21 protein-coding genes are annotated in these 23473 nt (G+C 68.0%); 16 read left to right on the top strand and 5 right to left on the bottom strand.

All coding sequences use genetic code 11. The annotated features are described in order from the left end of the window. Nucleotides 1-132: 132 nt before the first annotated feature. The 3 genes from B9C99_RS18320 (at nucleotide 133) to B9C99_RS18310 (ending at nucleotide 3477) form a co-directional block, all read left to right on the top strand. Nucleotides 133-828 carry a hypothetical protein gene (locus B9C99_RS18320; RefSeq protein ID WP_172414999.1) on the top strand — a complete coding sequence of 232 codons (696 nt, stop codon included), beginning with the start codon at nucleotides 133-135 and terminating at the stop codon, nucleotides 826-828. Nucleotides 829-898: 70 nt separating this feature from the next. Further along, nucleotides 899-2830: a histidine kinase gene (locus B9C99_RS18315; RefSeq protein WP_088898838.1), complete on the top strand. Its 1932-nt coding sequence runs from the start codon at nucleotides 899-901 to the stop codon at nucleotides 2828-2830. Further along, a complete protein-coding gene (locus tag B9C99_RS18310; protein WP_088898837.1) occupies nucleotides 2827-3477 on the top strand; it encodes a response regulator transcription factor in 651 nt (216 codons plus the stop codon). The genes B9C99_RS18315 and B9C99_RS18310 overlap by 4 nt, the downstream gene beginning before the upstream one ends. Before the next feature lie 8 nt (nucleotides 3478-3485). Here B9C99_RS18310 and B9C99_RS18305 read toward each other — a convergent pair whose 3' ends face one another. Beyond that, nucleotides 3486-4202 (bottom strand): GntR family transcriptional regulator, encoded by a 717-nt coding sequence (locus B9C99_RS18305; RefSeq protein WP_088898836.1) that lies wholly within the window; start codon nucleotides 4200-4202, stop codon nucleotides 3486-3488. Nucleotides 4203-4300: 98 nt separating this feature from the next. Between B9C99_RS18305 and B9C99_RS18300 the strand changes: the two genes are divergently transcribed. The 8 genes from B9C99_RS18300 (at nucleotide 4301) to B9C99_RS18265 (ending at nucleotide 14064) form a co-directional block, all read left to right on the top strand. Then, nucleotides 4301-5431, top strand: a complete 1131-nt coding sequence (locus tag B9C99_RS18300) for a TIGR03364 family FAD-dependent oxidoreductase (RefSeq protein WP_088898835.1) — start codon at nucleotides 4301-4303, stop codon at nucleotides 5429-5431. Between the two features lie 40 nt (nucleotides 5432-5471). Beyond that, nucleotides 5472-6143, top strand: a complete 672-nt coding sequence (locus B9C99_RS18295; protein WP_088898834.1) for a phosphonatase-like hydrolase — start codon at nucleotides 5472-5474, stop codon at nucleotides 6141-6143. 23 nt (nucleotides 6144-6166) lie between these two features. After that, on the top strand, nucleotides 6167-7135 hold the full coding sequence (locus B9C99_RS18290) for a phosphate/phosphite/phosphonate ABC transporter substrate-binding protein (protein ID WP_088898833.1): 969 nt from the start codon (nucleotides 6167-6169) through the stop codon (nucleotides 7133-7135). A gap of 2 nt (nucleotides 7136-7137) precedes the next feature. Next, nucleotides 7138-7950 carry a phosphonate ABC transporter ATP-binding protein gene (phnC, locus tag B9C99_RS18285; protein WP_088898832.1) on the top strand — a complete coding sequence of 271 codons (813 nt, stop codon included), beginning with the start codon at nucleotides 7138-7140 and terminating at the stop codon, nucleotides 7948-7950. After that, the gene (phnE, locus tag B9C99_RS18280; protein WP_088898831.1) at nucleotides 7947-9536 is read left to right on the top strand and encodes a phosphonate ABC transporter, permease protein PhnE; all 1590 of its coding nucleotides are present in this window, start codon (nucleotides 7947-7949) and stop codon (nucleotides 9534-9536) included. Before phnC ends, phnE begins: the two co-directional genes overlap by 4 nt. Beyond that, complete coding sequence (locus tag B9C99_RS18275; RefSeq protein WP_088898830.1) at nucleotides 9512-10519, top strand: zinc-binding dehydrogenase; 1008 nt, start codon at nucleotides 9512-9514, stop codon at nucleotides 10517-10519. The genes phnE and B9C99_RS18275 overlap by 25 nt, the downstream gene beginning before the upstream one ends. Before the next feature lie 159 nt (nucleotides 10520-10678). Beyond that, nucleotides 10679-11893, top strand: a complete 1215-nt coding sequence (locus B9C99_RS18270) for an acetyl-CoA C-acetyltransferase (RefSeq protein ID WP_088898829.1) — start codon at nucleotides 10679-10681, stop codon at nucleotides 11891-11893. Nucleotides 11894-11916: 23 nt separating this feature from the next. Then, nucleotides 11917-14064 (top strand): 3-hydroxyacyl-CoA dehydrogenase NAD-binding domain-containing protein, encoded by a 2148-nt coding sequence (locus tag B9C99_RS18265; protein ID WP_088898828.1) that lies wholly within the window; start codon nucleotides 11917-11919, stop codon nucleotides 14062-14064. A 158-nt stretch (nucleotides 14065-14222) separates the two neighbouring features. On the opposite strand, the gene B9C99_RS18260 is transcribed toward B9C99_RS18265, so the two are convergent. Next, nucleotides 14223-15530, bottom strand: coding sequence for a class I SAM-dependent methyltransferase (locus B9C99_RS18260; protein ID WP_088898827.1), 1308 nt, complete (start codon nucleotides 15528-15530; stop codon nucleotides 14223-14225). Continuing rightward, nucleotides 15527-16987, bottom strand: a complete 1461-nt coding sequence (locus B9C99_RS18255; protein ID WP_088898826.1) for an FAD-binding oxidoreductase — start codon at nucleotides 16985-16987, stop codon at nucleotides 15527-15529. The genes B9C99_RS18260 and B9C99_RS18255 overlap by 4 nt, the downstream gene beginning before the upstream one ends. Before the next feature lie 149 nt (nucleotides 16988-17136). Here B9C99_RS18255 and B9C99_RS18250 point away from each other — a divergent pair, with 149 nt between their 5' ends. The 5 genes from B9C99_RS18250 to B9C99_RS18230 all read left to right on the top strand — a co-directional run bounded on the left by B9C99_RS18250 (nucleotide 17137) and on the right by B9C99_RS18230 (nucleotide 20807). Next, on the top strand, nucleotides 17137-17571 hold the full coding sequence (locus B9C99_RS18250) for an SRPBCC family protein (RefSeq protein WP_026061346.1): 435 nt from the start codon (nucleotides 17137-17139) through the stop codon (nucleotides 17569-17571). Nucleotides 17572-17675: 104 nt separating this feature from the next. Then, nucleotides 17676-17999, top strand: coding sequence for a YbaB/EbfC family nucleoid-associated protein (locus tag B9C99_RS18245; protein ID WP_088898825.1), 324 nt, complete (start codon nucleotides 17676-17678; stop codon nucleotides 17997-17999). A 9-nt stretch (nucleotides 18000-18008) separates the two neighbouring features. Continuing rightward, the gene (gene recR, locus B9C99_RS18240; RefSeq protein ID WP_016693177.1) at nucleotides 18009-18617 is read left to right on the top strand and encodes a recombination mediator RecR; all 609 of its coding nucleotides are present in this window, start codon (nucleotides 18009-18011) and stop codon (nucleotides 18615-18617) included. After that, on the top strand, nucleotides 18614-19213 hold the full coding sequence (locus tag B9C99_RS18235) for a TetR family transcriptional regulator (protein ID WP_016693178.1): 600 nt from the start codon (nucleotides 18614-18616) through the stop codon (nucleotides 19211-19213). Before recR ends, B9C99_RS18235 begins: the two co-directional genes overlap by 4 nt. A 97-nt stretch (nucleotides 19214-19310) precedes the next feature. Continuing rightward, entirely contained in the window at nucleotides 19311-20807 is a 1497-nt protein-coding gene (locus B9C99_RS18230) for an MFS transporter (RefSeq protein WP_237451269.1), read from the top strand. A gap of 95 nt (nucleotides 20808-20902) precedes the next feature. Here the strand turns inward: B9C99_RS18230 and B9C99_RS18225 are convergent, their stop codons facing one another. Both B9C99_RS18225 and B9C99_RS18220 read right to left on the bottom strand, forming a co-directional pair. Next, the gene (locus B9C99_RS18225; RefSeq protein WP_016693180.1) at nucleotides 20903-21868 is read right to left on the bottom strand and encodes an oxygenase MpaB family protein; all 966 of its coding nucleotides are present in this window, start codon (nucleotides 21866-21868) and stop codon (nucleotides 20903-20905) included. A gap of 4 nt (nucleotides 21869-21872) precedes the next feature. Further along, the gene (locus B9C99_RS18220) at nucleotides 21873-23408 is read right to left on the bottom strand and encodes an aldehyde dehydrogenase family protein (RefSeq protein ID WP_088898846.1); all 1536 of its coding nucleotides are present in this window, start codon (nucleotides 23406-23408) and stop codon (nucleotides 21873-21875) included. Nucleotides 23409-23473: the final 65 nt, after the last annotated feature.

The following is a 23473-nucleotide window of genomic DNA, read 5'->3' as shown; positions in this document are numbered from 1 at the left end:
AGGTCGGGTGGCCAGTCCTTTCAAGCCCCACTCGAGAGTGGGCAAACCTTATGCAGCCTCGCCCGGCCCGCCCGGGTTACAGCTCAACGTAACTCTCACGAAGTAACTGCACCTACGAACTTAAGGACCCTCATGAACACTCTCGGCACCGAGACCGAACCCCTCGCGCCGATCGCCCCCGACCGTCGTGGCCCCGGTTCGCTCTGGGCGTGGACGGGGGCGGTCGCCGGACTCGCCGGCGTCGTGGGCATCCAGGCGAGCATGGCGATGAGCGCGGCGTACAACGAGCGCACCGCCGGCAACGCGGTGGCGATCATGACCGAGTTCGCCGGGCAGCGCACGGCCATGCTCGTCATGCATCTGACGCTGATGGTGTCGACGACGCTGCTGCTCGTCTTCGCTGCCGGACTGCAGCGTCGGCTGCGCGCGGGCACTCCGGAGTTCAGCCTCGTGCCGACGGTCGCGGCATTCGGTCTCGTGCTCACCTCGGTTGCGACCCTCATGGGTACCGGGCTCGACACCGAGTTGCTGTTCGGCCTCGGCAACACCGACCAGATGGTGCCCGAGGTGGCGGTCTTCGCCTCGCACTGGATGGGCACCATCCCGTGGCTGTGGGTCGGTGCCGGCGTCAGCGGCGTCGCGGTCGCGGTGGCGGCCCTGCGTCACCGCGCGGCGCCCCGGTGGATCGGTTGGGCGAGCATCGTTCTCGGCGGCCTGACGCTGCTCCTCGGCATCTCCCCGCTGCAGTACATGGCGGGTTTCACCGGCCCGGTGTGGGTGTTGGTGGCCGGAGTCGGATTCGCCCTCGCGGACCGGCGTGCACGTTAGTGCCACTGCGAGCGGCCCAGCGGCGTATACCGGCCGCATCGAGGACACAGTGGTGCATACTCACCGCACCATGAAGGACACAGTCGCGGCGAACGGAGCGGCGGGTACCGGGGCACCGGTACCCGCCGCCGTCGTGGCCGTCGCCTCCTGGCTGCTCGCCGTCGCGGCCGTCGTCGTGTTCGTCGCGGCCCGGCCCGCGCTCGATTCCGACCAGCTGTTCTTCCTCGTCGACGTCGTCGGAGCCGCCGTCTACGGGACGGTCGCCGGGGTGATCCTCGCCCGCCGGGTCCACGCCGTGCCGATCCTGCTGGCCGTCGCGTCGATCGGCGTCGGTGTGGCAGCGGTGTCCTACAGCTGGACCCAGCTCGCCCTCGTCCGCCCCGAACTGCCCGTCGGATTCCTCGGTCCGCTGCAGAACACCACCTGGATCCCCGGGACGCTCGCGTTGTTCCTGGTGGTGCCGTGGCTCGTCCGCGACCGCCCGGCCGATCCCGTGGTGCGGGCCGGGATCGGCATCGGCGTCCTGACGATCGCCTGGTTCTTCTGGGCGCGCACCTTCACCGATATCGCCGACATCTGGTTCGTCGGACCCGTTGTGGCCGTGGGCTTCCTGACCGCGGGGCACGTCGAGTGGCGTCGCCGCCACGCTCCGGCCGGCGAACGATCCGGGACGGGATGGCTCGCGCTCGGCAGTGCCCTGATGACGGCCTCGTACATCCCGATGGCAGTCCCGGACGTGCCGTGGATGCTCACACCGCTGCTCCACCTTGCGACGCAGGCCTTCTATCCGGTCGCGATCCTCGCCGTCGTGCTGCGCCAACGACTCTGGGGTATCGAACTCGCCGTCGGTCGTGCCGCGCTCGCCGGCAGTCTCACCGCCGTGCTCGTCACCTGCTATCTCGCGGTGACGGTCGCGGTGTCGCTGGTGCTTCCGAACGAGTCGGTCTTCGCCCAGGCGGTCGCCGCCACCGCCGTCGCCCTGGCCGTGCAACCGGTGCGGATGTGGCTCGGCCGGAAGGTGCACCGCCTCGTCTACGGTGACGGCGTCGACCCGGCACGCGCCGTCCGGATCCTCGGGCGGCACTTCGCCGGTGCCGATTCCCCCGACCTGCTGCTGGGCGAACTCGCCGCCGGCATCGGTACCGCACTGCGCCTCGAATCGGTCGAGGTGCGCCGCGGCAGCGACGTGATCGCACGCTGGGGGACCGCGACCGGACCCGTCGAGGAGGTGCCGGTCGGTTCCGGTGACGCCACACTCGCCGTCACCGCACCCCCGGGCGAATCGCTCGGGACACGCAGCCGGCGGGCGCTCACCGAACTCGCGACCGTCGTCGACGCCGGTCTCGTCGTCCTGCGGTCTGCGGAGGACCTCGAAGACGCACGTCGCCGCCTCACCGAGGTGAGACTCGAGGAACGCCGCACCATCCGCCGTGAACTGCACGACGGTCTCGGCCCGTCGCTCGCCGGGGTGCGGCTCGGCCTGCAGGGCGCACGCAATCTCGTCGCCACCGACCCGGAAGCCGCGGCCGGACTTGTCGACGAACTGCTCCGCGAACTCGACCGGCAGGTCGACGGTGTCCGCGAACTGTCGCGCAGTCTGCTGCCCCCGGTCCTCGACGAACTCGGCCTCACCGCCGCACTCGACGAACTCGTGATCACCCACGCCCGCGCGGGATTCGGCGTCGACCTGCAGTCCGACCTCCCCGCCGGGATGTCCGGGCCGATCGCGTGGGCCGCCTACGGCATCGCCTCCGAGGCGATCATCAACGCACGACGGCACTCCGGCGCCGACGAATGCACGGTGCGGGTCGCGGCGGAGGGCGACCTGCTGGTCCTCGACATCGTCGACGACGGACGAGGGCTCGCGACCGACGCGCGTGTCGGTGTGGGGACGCAGAGCATGCGGGAACGGGCCCGGGAGGTCGGCGGAACGGTGGGCATCGAACCCGGCGACCCGCGCGGTGTCGTGGTGCGGGCACGGCTACCCTGGTCCGAATCATGAGCGACAACGGAGCGATACGCGTTGCGGTCGTCGACGACCATCCCGTCTTCCGCCTCGGTATGGCGGCCCTGCTGGGCACCCTCGGCGGGATCGACGTCGTGTGCCAGGCGAGTTCGGTGGGGGAGGCGCTCGAGGTCGTGACCACCGACGTCGACGTCGTGCTCATGGACATCGAACTCGGCGACGGATCGGGGATCGACGCGACCCGCAGCATCCTCCGGAAGTCGCCGGGCACCCGGATCCTGATGGTCACCATGCACGAGGACGAGGACATCCTCGTCGCATCGATCCGTGCCGGTGCGTCGGGTTATCTCGTCAAGGGGGCCGATCCGTCAGGGGTCGAACGGGCGATCCGGGCCGTGGCCGACGGCGAGATGATCGTCGGTGCGGCGGTCGCGGCGAAAGCCCTTGCGGCGGTCGCGACCTCCCGCAACACCTCGGCGGCCTTCCCGGACCTGACCGAACGGGAGCGGGAGATCCTCGATCTCGTGGCCCGCGGACTGGACAACACCGCGATCTCCCGTCGGCTCGTGCTCAGCCAGAAGACGGTGCGCAACCACGTGTCGAACATCCTCGGCAAGATCGGTGCCGCCGACCGGGCGAGCGCGATCGTGCGTGCGCGAGAAGCAGGCCTGGGCGTCGACTGACCTGCTGCTCAGTGAGTGACGGTCGTGACGAAGGACATCCGGTCGCCGCGGTAGAGCGACCGGCGGTGCTCGATCGGCACGTCGTTCTCGTCGTAGGAGATCCGCTCGAGCAGCAGCATGGGGGTGCGCGTGTCGGCGTCGAGCAGCGCCGCCTCGCGCGCATCCGGCAGCGTGGTCTCGATCCGCTCGACCGCCCGCGCGAAGGTGATCCCGTACGAACGGATCGCGGCGTACAGCGACGACGACGGATCCAGCGTCCGGCGCAGCTCCGGAAAGCGGTGTGCGGGAAGGCGCGTGCGTTCGAGCCCGACATGCACGCCGTCGGTGAGCAGGACACGTTCGAGTTCGAGGACGGGATCGCCGGGTTCGAGACCGAGACGGCAGGCCAACTCGTCGTCGGCGACGAGATCGGTCCACGCGACGAGCACACGCCCGGCGCTGCGCCCTTCGAGCAGGGCGGCCTCGGTGTAGGAACCGATGACGAGAGGCTGGACGATCTTCGGTCCGGCGACGACGGTGCTGCGGCCCCGCCGTTCGATGCGACCGTCGACGAGCAGTTCCCGAAGTGCCTGACGGACGGTTTCGCGGGCGACGTCGAATCGTGTGGCGAGATCGCGTTCGGAAGGGACCTGATCTCCCACGCTGAGCTGGTCGAGGAGGCACTCGACCTGGCGGCGCACGACCTGGTGCTTGAGGGTGCGCGCTTCGCGAACGACGGTGGCCACACATCCAGCGTAACCGAATTCCGGTCTATACCAACTGTTCACCGGGCGTTCGCCGAACCACCCCCATATGGTCTAGACCATCCGTCACTGTCGTCCCCATGCGAATCCTGATCATCGGTGGCGGCATCCTCGGCACCGCACACGCCGACGCCGCCGTCCGCCGCGGACACGACGTCCTGCACCTCGAACGCGAACCGGAAGCGCGCGGCGCCACCGTGCGGAACTTCGGACTCGTCTGGGTCTCCGGCCGCACACGCGGCGAACTCGACGCCACCCTGCGCTCCCGCGAGCTGTGGGAGGACCTCGGTGCCCGTGTTCCCGACGTCGGTTTCCGAGCGAACGGTTCGCTGACGTTGCTGCGCACCGACGCCGAGGTCGCCGTCGCCGAGGAAGCGATCGCACGCGACGACGCGCAGCGACGGGGATTCGCCCTGCTCGATGCGGACGAGACGCGCCGCCGTAACCCCGCGCTACGCGGCAAGTTCCTCGCGGCACTGCACTGCAGCGCCGACGCCGCCGTCGAATCCCGCATCGCGCTCCCGGCGATCCGGCAACACCTCGCCACCTCGGGCCGCTACCGGTTCCTGCCGTCCACCGAGGCGCGGGACGTCTCCCGCACGCCCCACGGGACCGTGCAGGTGCGCGACGACCACGGCACCGTGCACGAGACCGACCTCGTTCTCGTCTGTCCCGGCGCGACACTCGGTGGCCTCGCCCGCGACCTCGCCGACGACCTGCCGTTGCGCAGGGTCCGACTGCAGATGATGCAGACCGCACCGCTCGGCGAAGACCTCACCACGTCGATCGCCGACGGCGACAGCCTGCGCTACTACCCGGGATTCGCCGGTACCGCCCTCGACGACCTCACCGCCTCCGAAGAGCAACGACCCGTCGCCGCACGGCATCGCATGCAGTTGCTGTGCGTCCAGCGCCTGCACGGCGGCCTCACCATCGGCGATACCCACGCCTACGACGAACCGTTCGACTTCGACGTCGACGAAGAACCCTACGACCACCTCGTCGCGGTGACGGAGGAGTTCCTCGGCCGCCGACTGCCGCGCGTCGTCCGGCGCTGGGCCGGTGTGTACAGCCAGTGCATCGACCCCACGGCGCTCGTGCACCGCGCGAAGGCCGATGAGGACGTGTGGGTCGTCGCCGGTCCGGGTGGCCGCGGTATGACCCTCGGCCCCTATCTCGGCGAGGAGACCGCCGACCTTCTCGGCCTCTGACATCCCGGAACGGGACGCCCCGAAACCCTTGGAGAAGAACATGACCATCCGACTCGCCGTGCTCGACATGGCCGGAACCACCGTCGCCGACGACGGACTCGTCGTTCGCGCATTCGACGAGGCGGCCACCGCCGTCGGCCTTCCCGCGAGCGGCCCGGACCGGGACGACGCACGCCGATACGTCCTCGACACCATGGGGCAGTCGAAGATCGTCGTATTCCGCGCACTGTTCGGCAGCGACGAACGTGCCCGGATCGCCAACAACGCCTTCGAACGCGCCTACGAACGATTCGTCGACCAGGGCGACGTCTCCGCCGTCCCCGGCGCCGAGAAGGCGATCACGCAGCTGCGTGAGGCCGGCGTGAAAGTCGTACTCACCACCGGATTCAGCCGATCCACCCAGGACAGGCTGCTCGATGCACTCGGCTGGCGTGACCTCGCCGACCTCGCTCTCACGCCCGCCGACGCCGGTCGCGGACGCCCCTACCCCGACATGATCCTCACCGCCCTGCTGCGCACCGGTACCGACGACGTCCGTGACGTCGCCGTCGTCGGGGACACGGCAGGAGACATCCTGTCCGGTCTGCGCGCCGGCGCCTCCGTCGTCGCCGGAACCCGCACCGGCGCCCACGACGAGGCGACGCTCCGCGAAGCCGGAGCCACACACGTTCTCGACTCGATCGCCGATCTGCCTGCTCTGCTCCTCGCCTGACCCCCGACACGAAGGACACCCCCATGCGTTCCCTGTCGTCCCGGCGCACCGTTGCCTGTGCCGGTCTCGCCGCCGGACTCACCCTCGCCCTGACAGCCTGCGGTGGTTCGGATCCCGACGCGCTCACCGAACAAGGCTTCCCCGAAACCCTCACGCTCGGTGCGATTCCGGCCGAGAACTCGTCCGACCTGAAGGCGAGTTACGAACCGCTGCTGAAGATGCTCGAGGACGAGACCGGATCGACCGTCGAGTTCGTCCAGGCCTCCGATTACGCGGGCGTGGTCGAAGGCATGATCGCCGACAACGTCGATCTCGCCTTCTTCGGTCCCTTCGCGTACGTCGTCGCACAGCTCAACGGCGCCGACACCACCCCGCTCGGCGCCGTGGTGCAGGATCCGGGCGCCGAACCCGGTTACCGCTCCTACGGTCTGACGCAGTCCGGCAACTCCGGGATCGACAGTATCGAGGACTTCGCGGACAAGGACGTGTGCTTCGTCGATCCCGGTTCGACGTCCGGATTCCTGTACCCCTCGGCAGGACTCATCGAAGCGGGAGTCGTCGGATCGGGAACCGAGCAGGATCTCGTCGCCGGCCTGACCCCCGTCTACGCCGGCGGACACGACGCCTCCGCACTGGCGATCGCAGCGGGCGACTGCGATGCCGGCTTCGCGTTCGACACCATGGTCGACAAGACCATGATCGAGAGCGGCGACATCCGGGAAGGCGAACTGAAGAAGGTCTGGGAATCCGAGACGATCGCCGGATCCCTGTTCGTCGGCGACAATTCCCTCGGCACCGAGGTCGTCGAACGACTCGCCGGCATCCTCACCGAGAAGGGCAACGCCGACTACCTGCGCGCACAGGGATACTGCGACGGCGAATGCCGCATCACCGACGAACGTGCCTGGGGTGTCGTGCCCGCGACCGACGCCGACTACGACGGGGTACGCCACGTCTGTGAGATCACCGGCTCCGAGAAGTGCAAGGGCTGACGATGAACATCGATCCCACCCATCAGGTCGCCGGCGACGATCTCGTTCTCTCCGTCCGTGGTGTCACCAAGGAATTCGGCACCACCACCGCGCTGTCCGGCGTCGATCTCGACGTCCACCGCAGCGAACTGGTCGTGCTGCTCGGCCTGTCCGGCTCGGGGAAGTCGACCTTCCTCCGGTGCCTGAACGGTCTGCACCCCGTCACCGAGGGCAGCATCGACGTCTCCGGGACGCGGGTCGATCTCGCGTCGCGCCGTGAACTGCGGTCGCTGCGCAGGAACGTCGGATTCGTCTTCCAGCAGTTCAATCTGGTCGGACGGCTCAGCTGCCTCGAGAACGTACTCATCGGCGGACTGGGCAGACTGTCGCTGCCCCGCTACGGGGCACTCACCTACCCGAAGGCGATGCGTGTCGAGGCGCGGGAGCATCTCGACCGGGTCGGTCTCGCCGACCTCGCGGACCGGCGCGCCGACACGCTTTCAGGAGGCCAGCAGCAGCGCGTCGCGATCGCGCGGACCCTCATGCAGCGGCCCACGGTCCTGCTCGCCGACGAACCCGTCGCCTCCCTCGACCCGGAGAACGCCGGCGTGGTCATGGACCTGCTGTTCCGAGTGTGCATGGAGGACAAGCTCACCGTCGTGTGCACGCTGCACCAGGTCGACCTCGCACTCGGGTGGGCACACCGCATCGTCGGTCTGCGCGACGGCCGCAAAGTGCTCGATCGCCCCGCGGTCGGTCTCTCACGCGACGAGGCCATGGAGATCTACCGGCGCGTCGAGCCCGCCTCCGACCCGCTCGGAGCCGGGTCGGCATGAGCATCCTCGCCCCACCCCGCACCGAGCCGACGCCCCACGACGCCGGTCGCGGCCGCCGGCGGACGATCACCGCCGGGTGGGCGATCGTCGCGGTCGCCGTCCTGGCATCGGCCGCGTATATCGACTTCGCGCCCGCGACCCTGCTCGACGGGCTCGATTCGACGGCCGGCCTGATCGAACGCATGCTGCCGCCGCGGCTCGACGATCCGGGCCGCATCGGTGTCCTCGCCCTCGAGACGCTGCTCATGGCGGTGCTCGGCACCGTCCTCGCGGCGGTCGCCTCGATCCCGCTCGCATTCCTCGCGGCACGCAACACGACACCGCATCCGGTGCTGTATCGCATCGCCCGCGCCGTCATCACGTTCTGCCGCGCCATGCCCGACCTGCTGTTCGCGGTCCTGTTCGTCCGCGCACTCGGAATCGGCGTGCTCCCCGGTGTTCTCGCGCTCGCGCTCCATTCGATCGGCATGCTCGGCAAGTTGTTCGCCGACGCGATCGAACAGACCGACGCCGGGCCGCGGGAAGCCGTGCGCAGCACCGGCGTCGGGTACGTCCGCGAGATGATCAACGCGGTTCTGCCGCAGGTCGTTCCGTCCTGGACCGCGAACTTCGTCTACCGCATCGACATCAACCTCCGAACCTCCGTCGTCCTCGGTTTCGTCGGTGCCGGCGGCATCGGGTTCGCGCTGCAGGACGCACTGCGCGGACTGGTCTATCCACGAGCGCTCGGAATCGTGTGCGTGATCCTGGTGATCATCGCCGCGATGGAGGTCGTCGCCATCCTCGTCCGGCGCGCCCTGCTCACCCCCTCCGCGAACGGTCCCGGACGCGAACGTGTCTCACGTACCGTCTTCTCGGTCACCGTCGTGGGAGCCACGGTACTCGCCCTGATCACCCTCCGTATCGACCCGCGCGAGCTGTTCACGTGGATCGGTCCGTCCCTCGAGGTCTTCACGCGTCTCGTGCCGCCGGACTTCGCCGCGGTGGGATGGGATCTCGCCGACGCGGTGCTGCAGACCCTCGCGATCGGTGCGGTCGCGACCGCCGTGGGCGCGGCGCTGTCACTACCCTTCGGGATCCTGGCTGCGGGCAACGTGTCGCCACATCCCACCGTCTACGCATCCGCACGCGCCGTGATCCTCGTCGTGCGGGCCGTCCCCGAACTCGTCCTCGCGGTGATCTTCGTGGCCGCTATCGGACTCGGCCCCGTCGCCGGTGCATGCGCGCTCGCCGTCGGATCCGTCGGATTCCTCGGCAAACTCGTCGCCGACGCCGTCGAGGAGATCGACTCCGGTCCGCTCGACGCGGTCCGCGCCGTCGGTGGCGGATGGTGGAAGACCTTGTTCGCCGCGGTGATTCCCCAGGTGGTTCCGTCCGTCGTCGGTTCGACGCTGTACCTGCTCGACGTCAACATCCGCACCTCGACCGTTCTCGGTGTCGTCGGTGCGGGAGGCGTGGGATTCCTTCTCTTCGAAGCGGTCCGGACACTGAACTTCGAATTCGCCGGTGCGATCGTGGTCATCGTGTTCGCCGTCGTGTACGTCATCGAAAGGGTGTCGGGATGGATCCGCTCGAAGGTCGTGTGAGCCGCACGGCGGTGTGGACGGGAGCGGACATCGAGATGCGAGAGGTGCCGGTACCGGCCCTGCGTGACGGCGACGTGCTCGTCCGTGTCCGGCTCGCCACGGTGTGCGGGAGCGATCTGCACACCGTGTCCGGACGACGCTGCGGTCCGGTGCCGTCGGTTCTCGGACACGAAGGGGTCGGGGAGATCGTCGCGGTCGGCCCGCATGCCACCTCGGACGTGGGGGAGCGGGTCGTGTGGAGCGTGACGCGCGTGTGCCACGAGTGCGACCGCTGCCGATCCGGGCGCACGGCCAAGTGCAGATCGGTGACGAAGGTCGGTCACGAACCGTTCACCGGGCCGTGGCCGTTGTCGGGAACGTACTCCGAGTACATCGTCCTGCCCGCGGGCACGGAACTCGTGCCCGTCCCGGACCTGCTGCCCGACGTCGTCGCAGCTCCCGCCGCGTGCGCGACCGCCACTGCCGCCGCGGTGATCGACGCGGCCGGCGACCTCGCAGGACGCCGGGTCGTGGTGTGCGGTGCCGGAATGCTCGGTGTCACGGCCGTGGCCATGTGTGCGGATGCCGGTGCCGAGGTCGTGGTCCTCGACGTCGATCCCCGGCGCACCGCGTGTGCCGGACGATTCGGAGCGGTCGCCGACGAGGGTGGTCCCGTGGACGTCGCCCTCGACTTCTCCGGGTCGTCGGAGGCGATCGCCTCGCTCGTACCGCGCCTGGACATCGGTGGCCGCGTCGTCCTCGCGGGGTCGGTGGCTCCCGCCGCCGCAGTCCCTGTCGATCCGGAGGCGATCGTGCGCGGCTGGCTCACCATCAGCGGGGTGCACAACTACGAACCCCGGCACCTGCACGAGGCCGTGGCGTTCCTGACTCGCACGGTCGCCGTCCACCCCTGGGCCGAGCTCGTCGACGCGCCTGTTCCCCTCGCTGCGCTGGGAGAAGTCCTGCACAGAGGACGCGGCCTGCGGGCAGCGGTGGCTCCGTAGACGGTTTCCGGACGTTCGGTTCGGTCACGGACACCGATCGCTTCGGTCCTTACCGCCGAGGGCCGTCCGCTTCTACCGTGGGGGAGGTTGGGCACCCACGGCCCTCTACAGGGCCGTGGGTGCCATCGCTCCGCAAGCACGGGAAGGAACCTGCGCACTGTGACCACCGAGGCATTCATCTATGAAGCCATCCGAACACCACGCGGCCGAGGCAAGAAGACGGGGTCGCTGCACTCCGTCAAGCCGATCTCCCTGGTTACGGGCCTGATCGACGAGCTGCGTGTTCGCTTCCCCGACCTCGACGAGAACCGCATCTCCGACCTGATCCTCGGTGTCGTCAGCCCCGTCGGCGACCAGGGTGCCGACATCGCCCGCACCGCGGTCACCATCGCGAACCTGCCGGTCACCACCGGCGGCGTCCAGATCAACCGCTTCTGCGCGTCGGGCCTCGAGGCTGTCAACATGGCTGCGCAGAAGGTCCGCTCGGGCTGGGACGAGCTCGTCCTCGCCGGTGGCGTCGAGTCGATGTCCCGCGTGCCCATGGGCTCCGACGGTGGCGCGTGGATGCTCGATCCCGCCACCAACTACGACAGCTACCTGGTTCCCCAGGGCATCTCCGCCGACCTCATCGCGACCATCGAGGGCTTCACCCGCGAGGACGTCGACGCCTACGCACTGCGTTCGCAGCAGCTCGCGGCGGCAGCCTGGTCCGGCGGTTACTTCTCCAAGTCGGTCGTCCCGGTCAAGGACCAGAACGGTCTGACGATCCTCGACCAGGACGAGCACATGCGTCCGGACACGACCCTCGAGGGTCTGGCCAAGCTGCAGCCGTCGTTCGCGACCATCGGTGAGATGGGCGGCTTCGACGCCGTGGCGCAGCAGAAGTACCACTTCGTCGAGAAGATCAACCACGTCCACCACGGCGGCAACAGCTCGGGCATCGTCGACGGCGCGGCACTCGTGCTCGTCGGTTCCGAGCAGGCCGGCAAGGACCTCGGCCTGACCCCGCGTGCCCGCGTCGTCGCCACGGCCACCTCCGGTGCCGACTCGACGATCATGCTCACCGGCCCCACGCCGGCCGCGCACAAGGTTCTCGCCGCGGCGGGCCTGACGGTCGACGACATCGACCTGTTCGAGATCAACGAGGCCTTCGCCTCGGTCGTCCTGAAGTTCCAGAAGGATCTGAACATCCCGGACGAGAAGCTCAACGTCAACGGCGGCGCCATCGCGATGGGCCACCCGCTCGGCGCCACCGGCGCCATGATCACCGGCACCATGATCGACGAGCTCGAGCGCCGCGGAGCCAAGCGCGCCCTCGTCACCCTGTGCATCGGTGGCGGCATGGGTGTGGCCACCATCATCGAGCGCGTCTGACACCGGAAGGAATTCGAACAACAGTGAGCGACAACATGATTTCCTGGGAGAAGGACGCCGACGGCATCGTCGTGCTGACCCTTGACGACCCCAACCAGGGCGCCAACACGATGAACGAGCTGTACAAGGCGTCGATGAAGGCCACCGTCGACCGCCTGTACGAGGAGCAGGACTCCATCACCGGTGTGGTGATCACCTCCGCGAAGAAGACCTTCTTCGCCGGCGGTGACCTGCGCAACATCATCGCGATCGGCCCCGACGACGCGCAGGCCGCGTTCGACGAGGTCCAGGGCATCAAGGCCGACCTGCGTCGCCTCGAGACCCTCGGTAAGCCCGTCGTCGCCGCCATCAACGGCGCGGCCCTCGGTGGCGGTCTCGAGATCGCCCTCGCGACGCACCACCGCATCGCCGCCGACGTCAAGGGTGTCCAGATCGGCCTGCCCGAGGCGAGCCTCGGCCTGCTCCCCGGTGGCGGTGGCATCACCCGCACCGTGCGCCTCCTCGGCATCCAGACCGCTCTGCTCTCGGTTCTGTTGCAGGGCAACAAGTACAACGCTGTCAAGGCCAAGGAGATCGGCCTGGTCCACGAGGTCGTGGGCAGCGTCGAGGAGCTCGTCCCGGCCGCCAAGGAATGGATCAAGGCCAATCCCGAGGGTGGCGTCCAGCCGTGGGATGTCAAGGGCTACAAGATCCCCGGTGGCACCCCGTCCAGCCCGGCCTTCGCCGCGAACCTCCCGGCCTTCCCCGCGAACCTGCGCAAGCAGATCAAGGGCGCCCCGATGCCGGCTCCGCGCGCCATCATGGCCGCCGCCGTCGAGGGCTCGCAGGTCGACTTCGACAACGCCTCGACCATCGAGTCGCGGTACTTCGTCGAGCTCGCCACCGGCCAGGTCGCGAAGAACATGATCCAGGCGTTCTTCTTCGACATGCAGTCCATCAACTCGGGCGCTTCGCGTCCGAAGGACGTGCCGAAGCGCGAGATCAAGAAGATCGGCGTTCTCGGTGCGGGCATGATGGGCGCCGGCATCGCCTACGTCTCCGCCAAGGCCGGTTACGAGGTCGTCCTCAAGGACGTCACCCTCGAGGCCGCCGAGCGTGGCAAGAACTACTCGGAGAAGATCGAGACCAAGGCTCTCTCGCGTGGCAAGACCACCGAGGAGAAGTCGAAGGCTCTGCTCGACCGCATCACGCCGACGGCCGACCCCGCCGACTTCGCGGGCGTCGACTTCGTCATCGAGGCGGTGTTCGAGAACACCGAGCTCAAGCACAAGGTGTTCCAGGAGATCGAAGACATCGTCGATCCCGACGCGCTGCTCGGTTCGAACACCTCGACGCTGCCCATCACCGGTCTCGCGACCGGCGTCAAGCGTCCCGAGGACTTCATCGGTATCCACTTCTTCTCGCCGGTCGACAAGATGCCGCTGGTCGAGATCATCAAGGGTGAGAAGACCTCCGACGAGGCCCTGGCCCGCGTGTTCGACTACACGCTCGCGATCCGCAAGACCCCGATCGTCGTCAACGACAGTCGCGGCTTCTTCACCTCGCGTGTGATCGGCACCTTCGTCAACGAGGCCATCGCCATGCTCGGCGAGGGCATCGAGCCCGCGACCATCGAGCAGGCCGGTTCGCAGGCGGGTTACCCGGCTCCGCCGCTGCAGCTGACCGACGAGCTGAACATGAAGCTCATGCAGAAGATCGCGAAGGAAACCGAGGAGGCCGCCAAGCAGGGCGACACCAAGCTCGGCACCACGCGTCATCCCGCACTCGACGTGGTCGACTGGATGGTCGAGCAGGGCCGTCCGGGCCGCCTCGAGAAGGCCGGCTTCTACGAGTACGACGAGAACGGCAAGCGCCTGGGCATCTGGCAGGGCGTGCGCGATCACTACAAGACCGAGGCGACCCTCGATGTGCCGCTGCAGGATCTGATCGACCGCATGCTCTTCGCCGAGGCGATCGAGACCCAGAAGTGCTTCGACGAGGGTGTTCTCGAGACCACCGCCGACGCCAACATCGGCTCGATCTTCGGCATCGGTTTCCCGGCCTGGACCGGTGGTGTCGCTCAGTACATCGTCGGTTACCCGGGTGGCAAGGAAGGCTTCGTCGCGCGGGCCGAGGAACTCGCCGCCAAGTACGGCGAGCGCTTCAACCCGCCGGCGTCGCTGCGCAGCTGACGCACACGACGGTTGCACGGAAGGGCTCCCGACGCCACGGCGTCGGGAGCCCTTCCCGTTCGGTGACAGTCCATCGGAGCGCGAAACGGTCGGAGGAGCGGGAAATGCCCGCTCCTCCGACCGTTTCGCGCTCTTCTGTTGTGGTGCCGACCGGGCGACTAGGCGACCCACCAGGGCCGCAGCGGCGTCTGCGGCTTCTTGTCGTCGCCGAGCTTGACCGCGAGCACCTGGTGCAGCTGCACCACGTTGCGTTCGAAGCCGAGGCGGGAACCGGCCATGTACAGACCCCACAGGCGAGCCGTGCCCTCACCGACCTCGGCGACGCACGCCTCCCAGTGCTTCTCGAGGTACTCGCACCAGCCCTTCAGCGTCAGGGCGTAATGCTCGCGCAGATTCTCCTCGTGCATCACCTCGAAGCCGATGTTCTGCGCCTCGGTGATGATGCGACCCGAACCGGTGAGCTCCCCGTCGGGGAAGACGTACCGGTCGATGAAACCGCCGGCCTTGGCACGGGTGTTGTTCGTCGGCCGGGTGATACAGTGGTTGAGCAGCAGACCGCCCGCCCGCAGCTTGCTGTGGAGGAACCGGAAGTAGGCCGGGTAGTTGGCGACACCGATGTGCTCGGTCAGGCCGATCGACGAGATGGCGTCGAACCCGCCCTCGGGCACGTCGCGGTAGTCGGAGTGCCGGACCTCGGCCAGGTCGCTCAGACCCTCCTCGACGATGGCCTTCTGAGCCCACTCCGCCTGCTCCTTGGAGAGCGTCACGCCGAGGGCCTTCACACCGCGCCGAGCGGCGTAACGCACCATTCCGCCCCAGCCGCAACCGATGTCGAGCAGACGGTCGCCCGGCTTCAGTCGCAGCTTCTCGAAGACCAGACGGTACTTGTTCTCCTGGGCGTCCTCGAGGCTCTGGTTCTCGGATTCGAAGACGGCGCAGGTGTACGTCATCGAGGGCCCGAGGACGTACTCGTAGAACTCGTTGGACACGTCGTAGTGGTGGTGGATGACCTCGGCGTCGCGCGACTTCGAGTGCCGCAGGCCCTCGGCGATGCGGCGCCAGCGCGGCAGGTGCTCCTGCGGCGGCGGCGCGATCGGCTTGAGCAGTTCGGTGCCGAGCGACCGGGCGATCTGCGCGAGGACGCGGGCCGGGGGACGTTCGAAGTGCAGGTCGCCGAGCGCGGCGAGCAACTCGTAGGGGTTGCCGGGATGCACGCCCTTCGCCTGGAGATCGCCCGAGATGTACGCCCGTGCCATACCCAGATCGCCGGGGGCGGTGGCAATGTACGTCGCTCCCTTGGGCGATGCGAGATGCAGACCGTAGGGGGAGTCCTCGGGGCCCGCTGCCGATCCGTCGTAGGCCGTGAAGCGCAGCGGCATGTCGCCGCCGGTCACGATCTCGACGATCTGGGCGAGTGCGAGCTTGTCCTCGGTGGACCGATCGTTGTCGGCCTTGAATATGGTCACTTTCGTTGCACCGCCTTCGAAAAGAGGTCCAGTAGACGGGACCGAGGGTCGTATTTCTGTTTGAGGGCGGGGTATTCACCACCGCCGTAATAAAGTTCCTCGAACTCGTCCTTCGAGTAGTAGGAGTCCGAGTAGAGCGATTTGTGCCCGTCGAGTTCGGCGACCTTCTTCTCGATCAACCGGTTGGCGACGCCCTCCTCGGCGCCGGGCACGATGGGAACGGACGACCAGAACCCGACGTTCACATAGGCGCGCTTCGGCTCGAGTGGGTACAGCGGCCACGGGCGCTGGGCGTCCGAGGTGCTCGGACGACCGGCCTCCGGGGACGACTCGATGTCGCGCAACTTCAAGGGGCACAACCAGATCGGCTCGATGGGGATCTCGTCGAGGAACCACTCGACGAACTCCTGCGTGCGCTCGAGCGGAACCTCGATGTCCTGCACGACGCGCTCGCGGGGCGGATTGCCCTTGCGTGCCTCGATCCGGTCGGCCACCGAGTACTTGTGGTCGAGCGCGATGAGCTTCCAGTAGAAACTGCTGCGCAGCAACTGCTTCGGCCACAATCGGCGGATCTTCGGGTTCTGGGCACCGAAAGCCCGTGAGCACCAGAACCAGTCGGTGTCCCACCGCCACAGATAGTCGCGGATCGTGAGCCGATCCTCCTTGGGGCGGTTGACGGAGACGTGCTGGATCGACCGGTAGTAGATGTCCTGCCCGGTGTAATCGCTGACGGGGCCCGGCTCGTCGGTCTGCGTGCCGAGCGTCAGGTAGCTCTCGGTCGCGGAGAAGACGACACCATCGAGGTAGTCGACCGGCGTGCCGTCCCAGGTCCGCTCGTCGACGATCCGCGCGAGAGCGGACTGCAGATCGGCGATCGTGTCGAATCGCAGGTGACGCAGTGCGACGAAACGCTTCACCGGTTCGAGTTCGATGCGCAGGCGCGTGGCGTATCCGAGCGAACCGTACGAGTTGGGGAAGCCGTGGAACAGGTCGGCGTGCTCACCCTCGGGGCGGGCCGTGACGATCTCGCCGGACCCGGTGAGGATGTCCATCTCGAGCACCGACTCGTGGGGGAGACCGTTGCGGAAGGACGTCGACTCGATGCCGAGCCCGGTGACGGCGCCGCCGAGCGTGATGGTCTTCAGTTGCGGGACGACCAACGGTGCCAGGCCGTAGGGCAGCGTCGCGTCGACGAGGTCCTCGTAGGTGCACATGCCGGCGACGTCGGCGGTGCGGGCCTGCGGGTCGACGGAGATGACACCGCCGAGGCCGGAGACGTCGAGCCCCGGCGCGTTCACCGCGGCGCGTGCTCGAAAGAGGTTCGACGTCTTCTTCGCGAGTCGCACGGGCGCGTCGGCCGGAATCGCGCTGTACGAGCGCAGCAGGCGGTCGACACCCTGACGGTGTACCGCCTCCCCGTACGGGACCTTCACACCTGACGATCTCGGCATCTGCATTCGACTCCTTCGGAGCGGCGCATCAGTGGGCACGTCCACAATAGACCCGGCGGTCGCATCCGTCCCGGAACGCGCAGGGCAGGATGGATGCTGTCGTCACAGGCACATTCGAGCCCGCATCAGCACGGAAGAAGCAGAAGGAGTCGTTCATGGCACAGGTCAGCGCAAGTAGTTCGATCCAGTTGGCGGCAGCTCCCGAGGCGGTGCTCACCGCCCTGGCCGACTACGAGACCGTGCGTCCGCGCATCCTCACCGAGCACTACCGCGACTACCGCGTGATCTCCGGCGGCCGCGGTGACGGCACCGTCGTGCACTGGATCCTCCAGGCCACGGAGAAGCGTCAGCGCGACGTGCAGGCCACCGTGTCGGTGAAGGGCAGTACCGTCACGGAGACGGACGCGAACTCGACGCTCGTGACGACCTACAGCGTCGTGCCGAACGGGACGGGTTCGACGGTCGTCGTGCTCACTCAGTGGAAGGGTGCCGGAGGCGTCAAGGGCTTCTTCGAGAAGACGTTCGCGCCGCTCGGCCTGAAGAAGATCCAGCAGCAGGTGCTCGAGAACCTGAAGAAGGAAGTCGACTGAGCCCGGTTCCGTCGACCTCGGCGTCTGTGCCGACCCCGATGCGCGGCGACTAGGCTGGCATCACAAACGTGCAGAAAGGACGTGCCGTGCAACCCGGTGGTGGAATGCCCGACATGCAGCAACTCCTCGCTCAGGCCCAGCAGATGCAGCAGCAGCTCGCCGCTGCGCAGAACGAGATGGCGCAGGCGGAGGTCACCGGCCAGGCCGGCGGTGGCCTCGTGACGGCGACGGTGAAGGGCACGGGCGAGGTCGTGTCTGTGAAGATCGATCCGAAGGTCGTCGACCCCGAGGACGTCGAGACCCTGCAGGATCTCGTGGTCGGTGCGATCGCCGACGCCTCGGCGAAGGCCCAGGAGATCGCGACCGAGAAACTCGGTCCGCTCGCGGGTGGGCTCGGCGGCGGAATCCCCGGCCTGCCCGGTTTCTAGAGGTCGGCGTTGTACGAAGGACCGGTACAGGACCTCATCGACGAGCTGGGCAAGCTTCCGGGCGTCGGTCCGAAGAGTGCCCAGCGCATCGCGTTCCACCTGCTCTCGGTCGAGCCGCCCGAGATCGACCGCCTGCAGGCGGCGCTGCAGCGGATCCGCGACGGCGTGCAGTTCTGCGAGGTCTGCGGAACGGTCTCCGACCAGCAGCGTTGCCGGATCTGCTCCGATCCTCGCCGCGACCGCACGGTGATCTGCGTGGTCGAGGAACCGAAGGACGTGCAGGCGATCGAACGCACCCGTGAGTTCCGGGGGCGCTATCACGTCCTCGGCGGTGCGCTCGACCCGCTCAACGGCGTCGGTCCCGACCAGCTGCACATCCGCGAACTGCTCACCCGGATCGGCAACCAGGAGGACGGCGTCGACGTCTCCGAGGTGATCATCGCGACCGACCCCAACACGGAGGGCGAGGCGACGGCCACCTATCTGGTGCGCATGCTGCGCGACTTTCCGGGGTTGAGCGTCACCCGCCTCGCGTCGGGTCTGCCGATGGGTGGCGACCTCGAGTTCGCCGACGAACTGACGCTCGGACGAGCGTTGTCGGGGAGGCGGGCGATGTGACCGTGCGCAGCACGGAGGCATCGCATCGGGGTGGGCCCGAGAAGCGTCGCCGGACTTCCGACGAGACCCGGAAGCTGATCATCGACGCTGCCGGGAAGGCGTTCGCGACGCGCCCCTACCGCGACATCACGCTCAAGGACATCGCGGAGGAAGCGGGGGTCAGCGCACCGCTGATCATCAAGTACTTCGGCTCGAAGGAGCAGTTGTACGAGGAGCTCGTCGACTTCCAGTACGGCGCGCAGGTGCTGTTCGACGGGCCGCTCGAGAGCCTGGGGGAGCGGATGGTCGCGATGTTCGCCCGCCCGCTCGAGCCGTACAAGCCGTTGTCGATGAACATCCTGTTCATGAGCGGGGGCAGCGAGGAGAGCAACCGCATGCTCCGCGACAACTACTCCACGCAGATGGTCGACGCTCTCGCCGCGAGGCTTCCGGGGCCGGATGCCCGGCTCCGGGCCGAGCTGGCGATGTCGGCGTTGATGGGGTTGGCGATCATGCGTCGTCGCATGATGCAGGAGCGCGCGACCGGCACGGTCGAGGAAGTCGTGGCCATGTACGCGCCGCTGGTCCAGCGGTTGCTCGACGGAGACGGTTCTTAGCGGCACGAATGACCTTGGTCACTACTCTTGAGGGTAAATAGCCGTTCACCTAATGTGGTGAACGGCTATTTACCTGTTTGGCGAGGAGGGGGTGTCGATGTCGATCTCGCTCCCCCTGCGCCTGCACGTGGCGGGTAGGTCCGTCTCAGCGCCGACGCGCTCGGCGTCCGGAACGACGAAGGCGAGCGGACCGGCGGAGAAGAAGGCGCGCAATCTGCGGCATCTCGTCTTCCCGGTTCTCGCGGTCGGTGCCGTCTTCCAGGCCATCATGCAGACCGTCATGGTCCCGCTCCTGCCGAGCATGCCGGGCTTCACCGGCGCCGGAACCACCGCCGTGTCGTGGCTCGTGACGAGCACCCTGCTGGTCGGTGCGGTGATGACGCCCATCTTCGGCCGTCTCGCCGACATGATCGGCAAGAAGCGGATGCTGCTCATCGCGTTCTCGCTCATGACCCTCGGCTCGCTGATCTGCGCGCTGACCTCCGACATCGGGCTGCTCATCCTCGCCCGTGGCCTGCAGGGCGCCGGCGCGGCGGTGCTGCCGATCGGCATGGCGATCCTCCGCGAGGTCCTGCCCCGTGAGCACGTGGAGCGCTCGATCGCGATGCTCAGCTCCACCCTCGGCATCGGCACCGCGGTCGGCATCCCGTTCGCGGCCGCCATCGTCCAGTTCGCCGACTGGCACCTGCTCTTCTGGATCACCGCCGCCATCGGCGCCGGTGTCGCCCTCGCGGCGTGGATCGTCATCCCGGAATCCGACACCCGCACCGGCGGTCGCTTCGACGCCGTGGGCGCCGCCGGGTTGTCCGCCGCGCTGGTGTGCCTGCTCGTGCCCATCACCCAGGGCAGCACGTGGGGATGGACGAGCCCGGCGGTGCTGCTCTCGTTCGCCGCGTCGGTGCTGCTGTTCGTGCTCTGGGGCGTGCAGCAGTTGCGCAACCGCAACCCGCTCGTCGACCTGCGTGTCTCGGCCCGCCGGTCCGTCCTCGCGCCGCACCTGTCGGCACTGCTCGTCGGGTTCGCCTTCTACGGCAACACCCTCATCACCACGCAGCTGCTGCAGGCGCCGTCGGCGCACGGAGCCGGATACGACCTGACCATCCTCCAGGCCGCGGCCTGTCAGCTCGCCGCCAGCTTCGCGATGATGATCTTCGCGATCGTGGCCTCCCGGATCACCGAGCGCTTCGGACCCAAGATCACGATCATGACCGGAGCGGTCTTCCTGCTCGCCGGTTACAGCGTCCACGCGGTGCCCGGCAAGCCGCTGTGGCTCGTGGTCGCCGCCATCTTCGTCGCGGCCATCGGCACGTCGCTCGTGTACTGCACGCTGCCGGTGCTCCTGCTCGGCGCGGTGCCGCTGTCGCAGAACGCCGCGGCGAACGGCGTCAACGTCCTGCTCCGCACTGTGGGCAGCACCGTCTGCAGCGCGGTCGTCGCCTCGGTGCTCGCGGCCCACACCCTCGGCGGCGGGCTCGGCATCGGCACGGCGGGCTTCGTGATCGCCTATCTCGTGTGCGCCGGCTGCGCCGTCGTCGTCTTCGTCTCGGGGTTCGCGCTCCCGTCGAAGCAGGCCCTGCGGCCCGTCGAGAACTGAGCCCGGCCCGCTCCTCCCCGAACAGTTACGGCCCCGCACCCGGTGTGAAACCGGAATGCGGGGCCGCCCTCCTGTCCCCCAGGTCTATCGGTGCGTCAGTGTTCGACGCCCAGATCGTTCGGACGGTAACCGAGGGGGTAACCCGGATACGTCCTGTTGGTGGCATTGCCCGCCGACAGCGACACGCGTCGCTTCGGCAGTCGCCGCACGAACGCCGACCGAGCCCGCAGCGCGCCCTCGACGATCTCCGTCAGCTGCGGTGAGCTCTTCGGGAAACCGAACGCCGACGCCATGCGGTCGTCGATCAGTGCGAAGACGACCTTCTCGATGCCCTTGTTCAGCACCTTCGGGTACCACGACTGGAACAGGCGCAACGTGTAGGTGCCGATGGCGTGGTTGTCGTCGCTGTAGGTGAACTTCTCACGCTCGTATTCGAGCTTGAACCGGTGGAACTCCTGGAACGACTCCGGGATGTCCTTGATGCCCATCCGGATGCCCACCTGGCGGTAGAAGTAGAACGATGCCAGCCGCTCCTTCGGGTGCAGACGACGCCACCCGTAACGGTCGATCCAGTCGAGCGGGTCGTACACGAAGGTCGACAGGACGTACAGCATGTCGTCGTTGTCGATCGAGTACTTGCCGTGCATCCGGTTGATGTTGCGCAGCGATTCGCGTCCCCGCTCGGCGTCGTAGCCGTGTTCGACCAGCTCGGCCATCAGCAGCGCCGTGTCGTCGTACCGCTTCTGCGGCCGCTTCTCGAACTCGCCGGTGCGGGCGAGCAGTTCCGAGATGCTGGGCACGCAGTACGTGCGGAAGAGGGCGAACTCGAGCGACCGCTGATAGTCCCACGGGAACTCGTAGCCGGCGGTGATCCGCACGATGTCCTGGTGCTGCGTGACCGGGTCGAGCTCCTCGATCACCTTGACCCAGCCCATCCGCCCACGCTTCGGGTGCGGATCCCTGTTCGGGGGCGGGAACGTGCCGGCCTTCTCGATACGTGCCTCGGGCTTCGCGACGACGGCGGCCTTCCGGCTGCGAGTGCGCGGGGGAGTGGTCGTCATCGGCTCACCTTCCGTGCATGAACTTGAGCATCGCCTGCGAGATCTTCAGGTCGCGCTCCGGACGCTCGAGGCTCATGAGCTTGAGCGGCGAGCTGAACTTCGCCACCGTGACGGACTTGGGACGGCTGAACTCGCGCAGGCCGTCGGCGCCGTGGATGCGGCCGAAGCCGGACTCGCCGATGCCGCCGAAGGGCAGCGAGGCGATGGCGGCGAAGCCGAGCACCGAGTTGACCGACACCATGCCGTTGCGCAGGCGCTCGGCGAGCTGACGGCCCTTCTTCTTGTTGCGCGTGAAGATCGACGCGCCGAGACCGTAGTTGGTGCCGTTCGCGCGCTCGACTGCCTCGTCGAGGTCGCGGACCTTGTTGACGACGACCGTCGGGCCGAAGGTCTCCTCGCACACCGCGGCCGAGGTCTCGGGCACGTCGGTGAGGATGACGGGTTCGACGATGCGCTCCTGCACCGACTCGAGTCCGCCCAGGACGGCCTTGCCGCCGGACTTCAGGGCGTCCTCGATGTGGTTGCGCACGATGTCGACCTGGCGCGGAAGCGTCATCGGGCCGTAGGTCGAGTTCTCGTCGCCGCCCGGCTTCGCACGCCGGACGGTGGCGGTGAGCTTGTCGAGGAACTCACGGTAGACGGGCTCCTCGACGTAGATGCGCTCGACGCCCGCGCAGGTCTGGCCGGCGTTGCCGAACGCACCGAAGGCGGCGAACTCGACGGCCTCGTCGATGTTCGCGTCGGCAGCGACGATCATCGCGTCCTTGCCGCCGCACTCGGCGACGAGCGGGGTGAGCGACTCGGCGCACACCGCCATGACCTTGCGGGCGGTGGGGCCGGAGCCGGTGAAGGCGACCTTGTCGACACCCGAACGTACGAGCGCCGAACCCGTCTCACCGAGACCGGTGATCACCTGGAAGACCGGCTGGGTGGGGGCGATCGAGTTCCACTTGTCCTCGAGCCACTTCGCGACACCGGGGGTGAGCTCGCTCGGCTTGAACACGACGGCGTTGCCGGCGGCCAGCGAGTAGGCGATCGAACCCATCGGGGTGTAGACCGGGTAGTTCCAGGGGCCGATCACGCCGATGACGCCGAGCGGCTTGTACTCGAGGGTCGCGGCCTGGTTGAAGCTCGCGACGCCCGAGGGCACCTTGCGAGGCTTGAGCACCTTCTTGGCGTTCTTGGCCGCCCAGTCGAGGTGCTCGACCGCCAGCATGACTTCGAGGAAGGCGTCGCCGAAGGGCTTGCCGGTCTCCTTCGCCACCACCGATGCGAGCGAGGTCGCGTCGGACGCGACGGCCTTCTTGAACTCGAGGAGCCAGTCGCGGCGGCCGCGGAAGCCCTGGGCCTCCCACCAGCGGGCGGCGACGCGGGCACGCTCGACGGCCGCGCCCACGGCGGCCTCGTCGGCGATCGGATACTCGGCGATCACCTCGCCGTTCCGGGGGTCGAGGCTGGCGAAGGTGTCGGTGTTCGCTGCCGTGGATGCCTTGTCCGAGCTGCTCTTCGCGTTTTTCGGACTGGTGAGGTTCTGGGTCATGTTCGACACTTCCTGGTGGACCACATCACATATATTTGATGTGATAGCTGTAGTGGACATCACAT

This window comes from Rhodococcus sp. BUPNP1 (assembly GCF_002215235.1).
Classification (GTDB): domain Bacteria; phylum Actinomycetota; class Actinomycetes; order Mycobacteriales; family Mycobacteriaceae; genus Rhodococcus.
The sequence above is the reverse complement of the archived record's forward strand: the minus strand, read 5'-3'. Positions and strand labels throughout refer to the sequence as shown.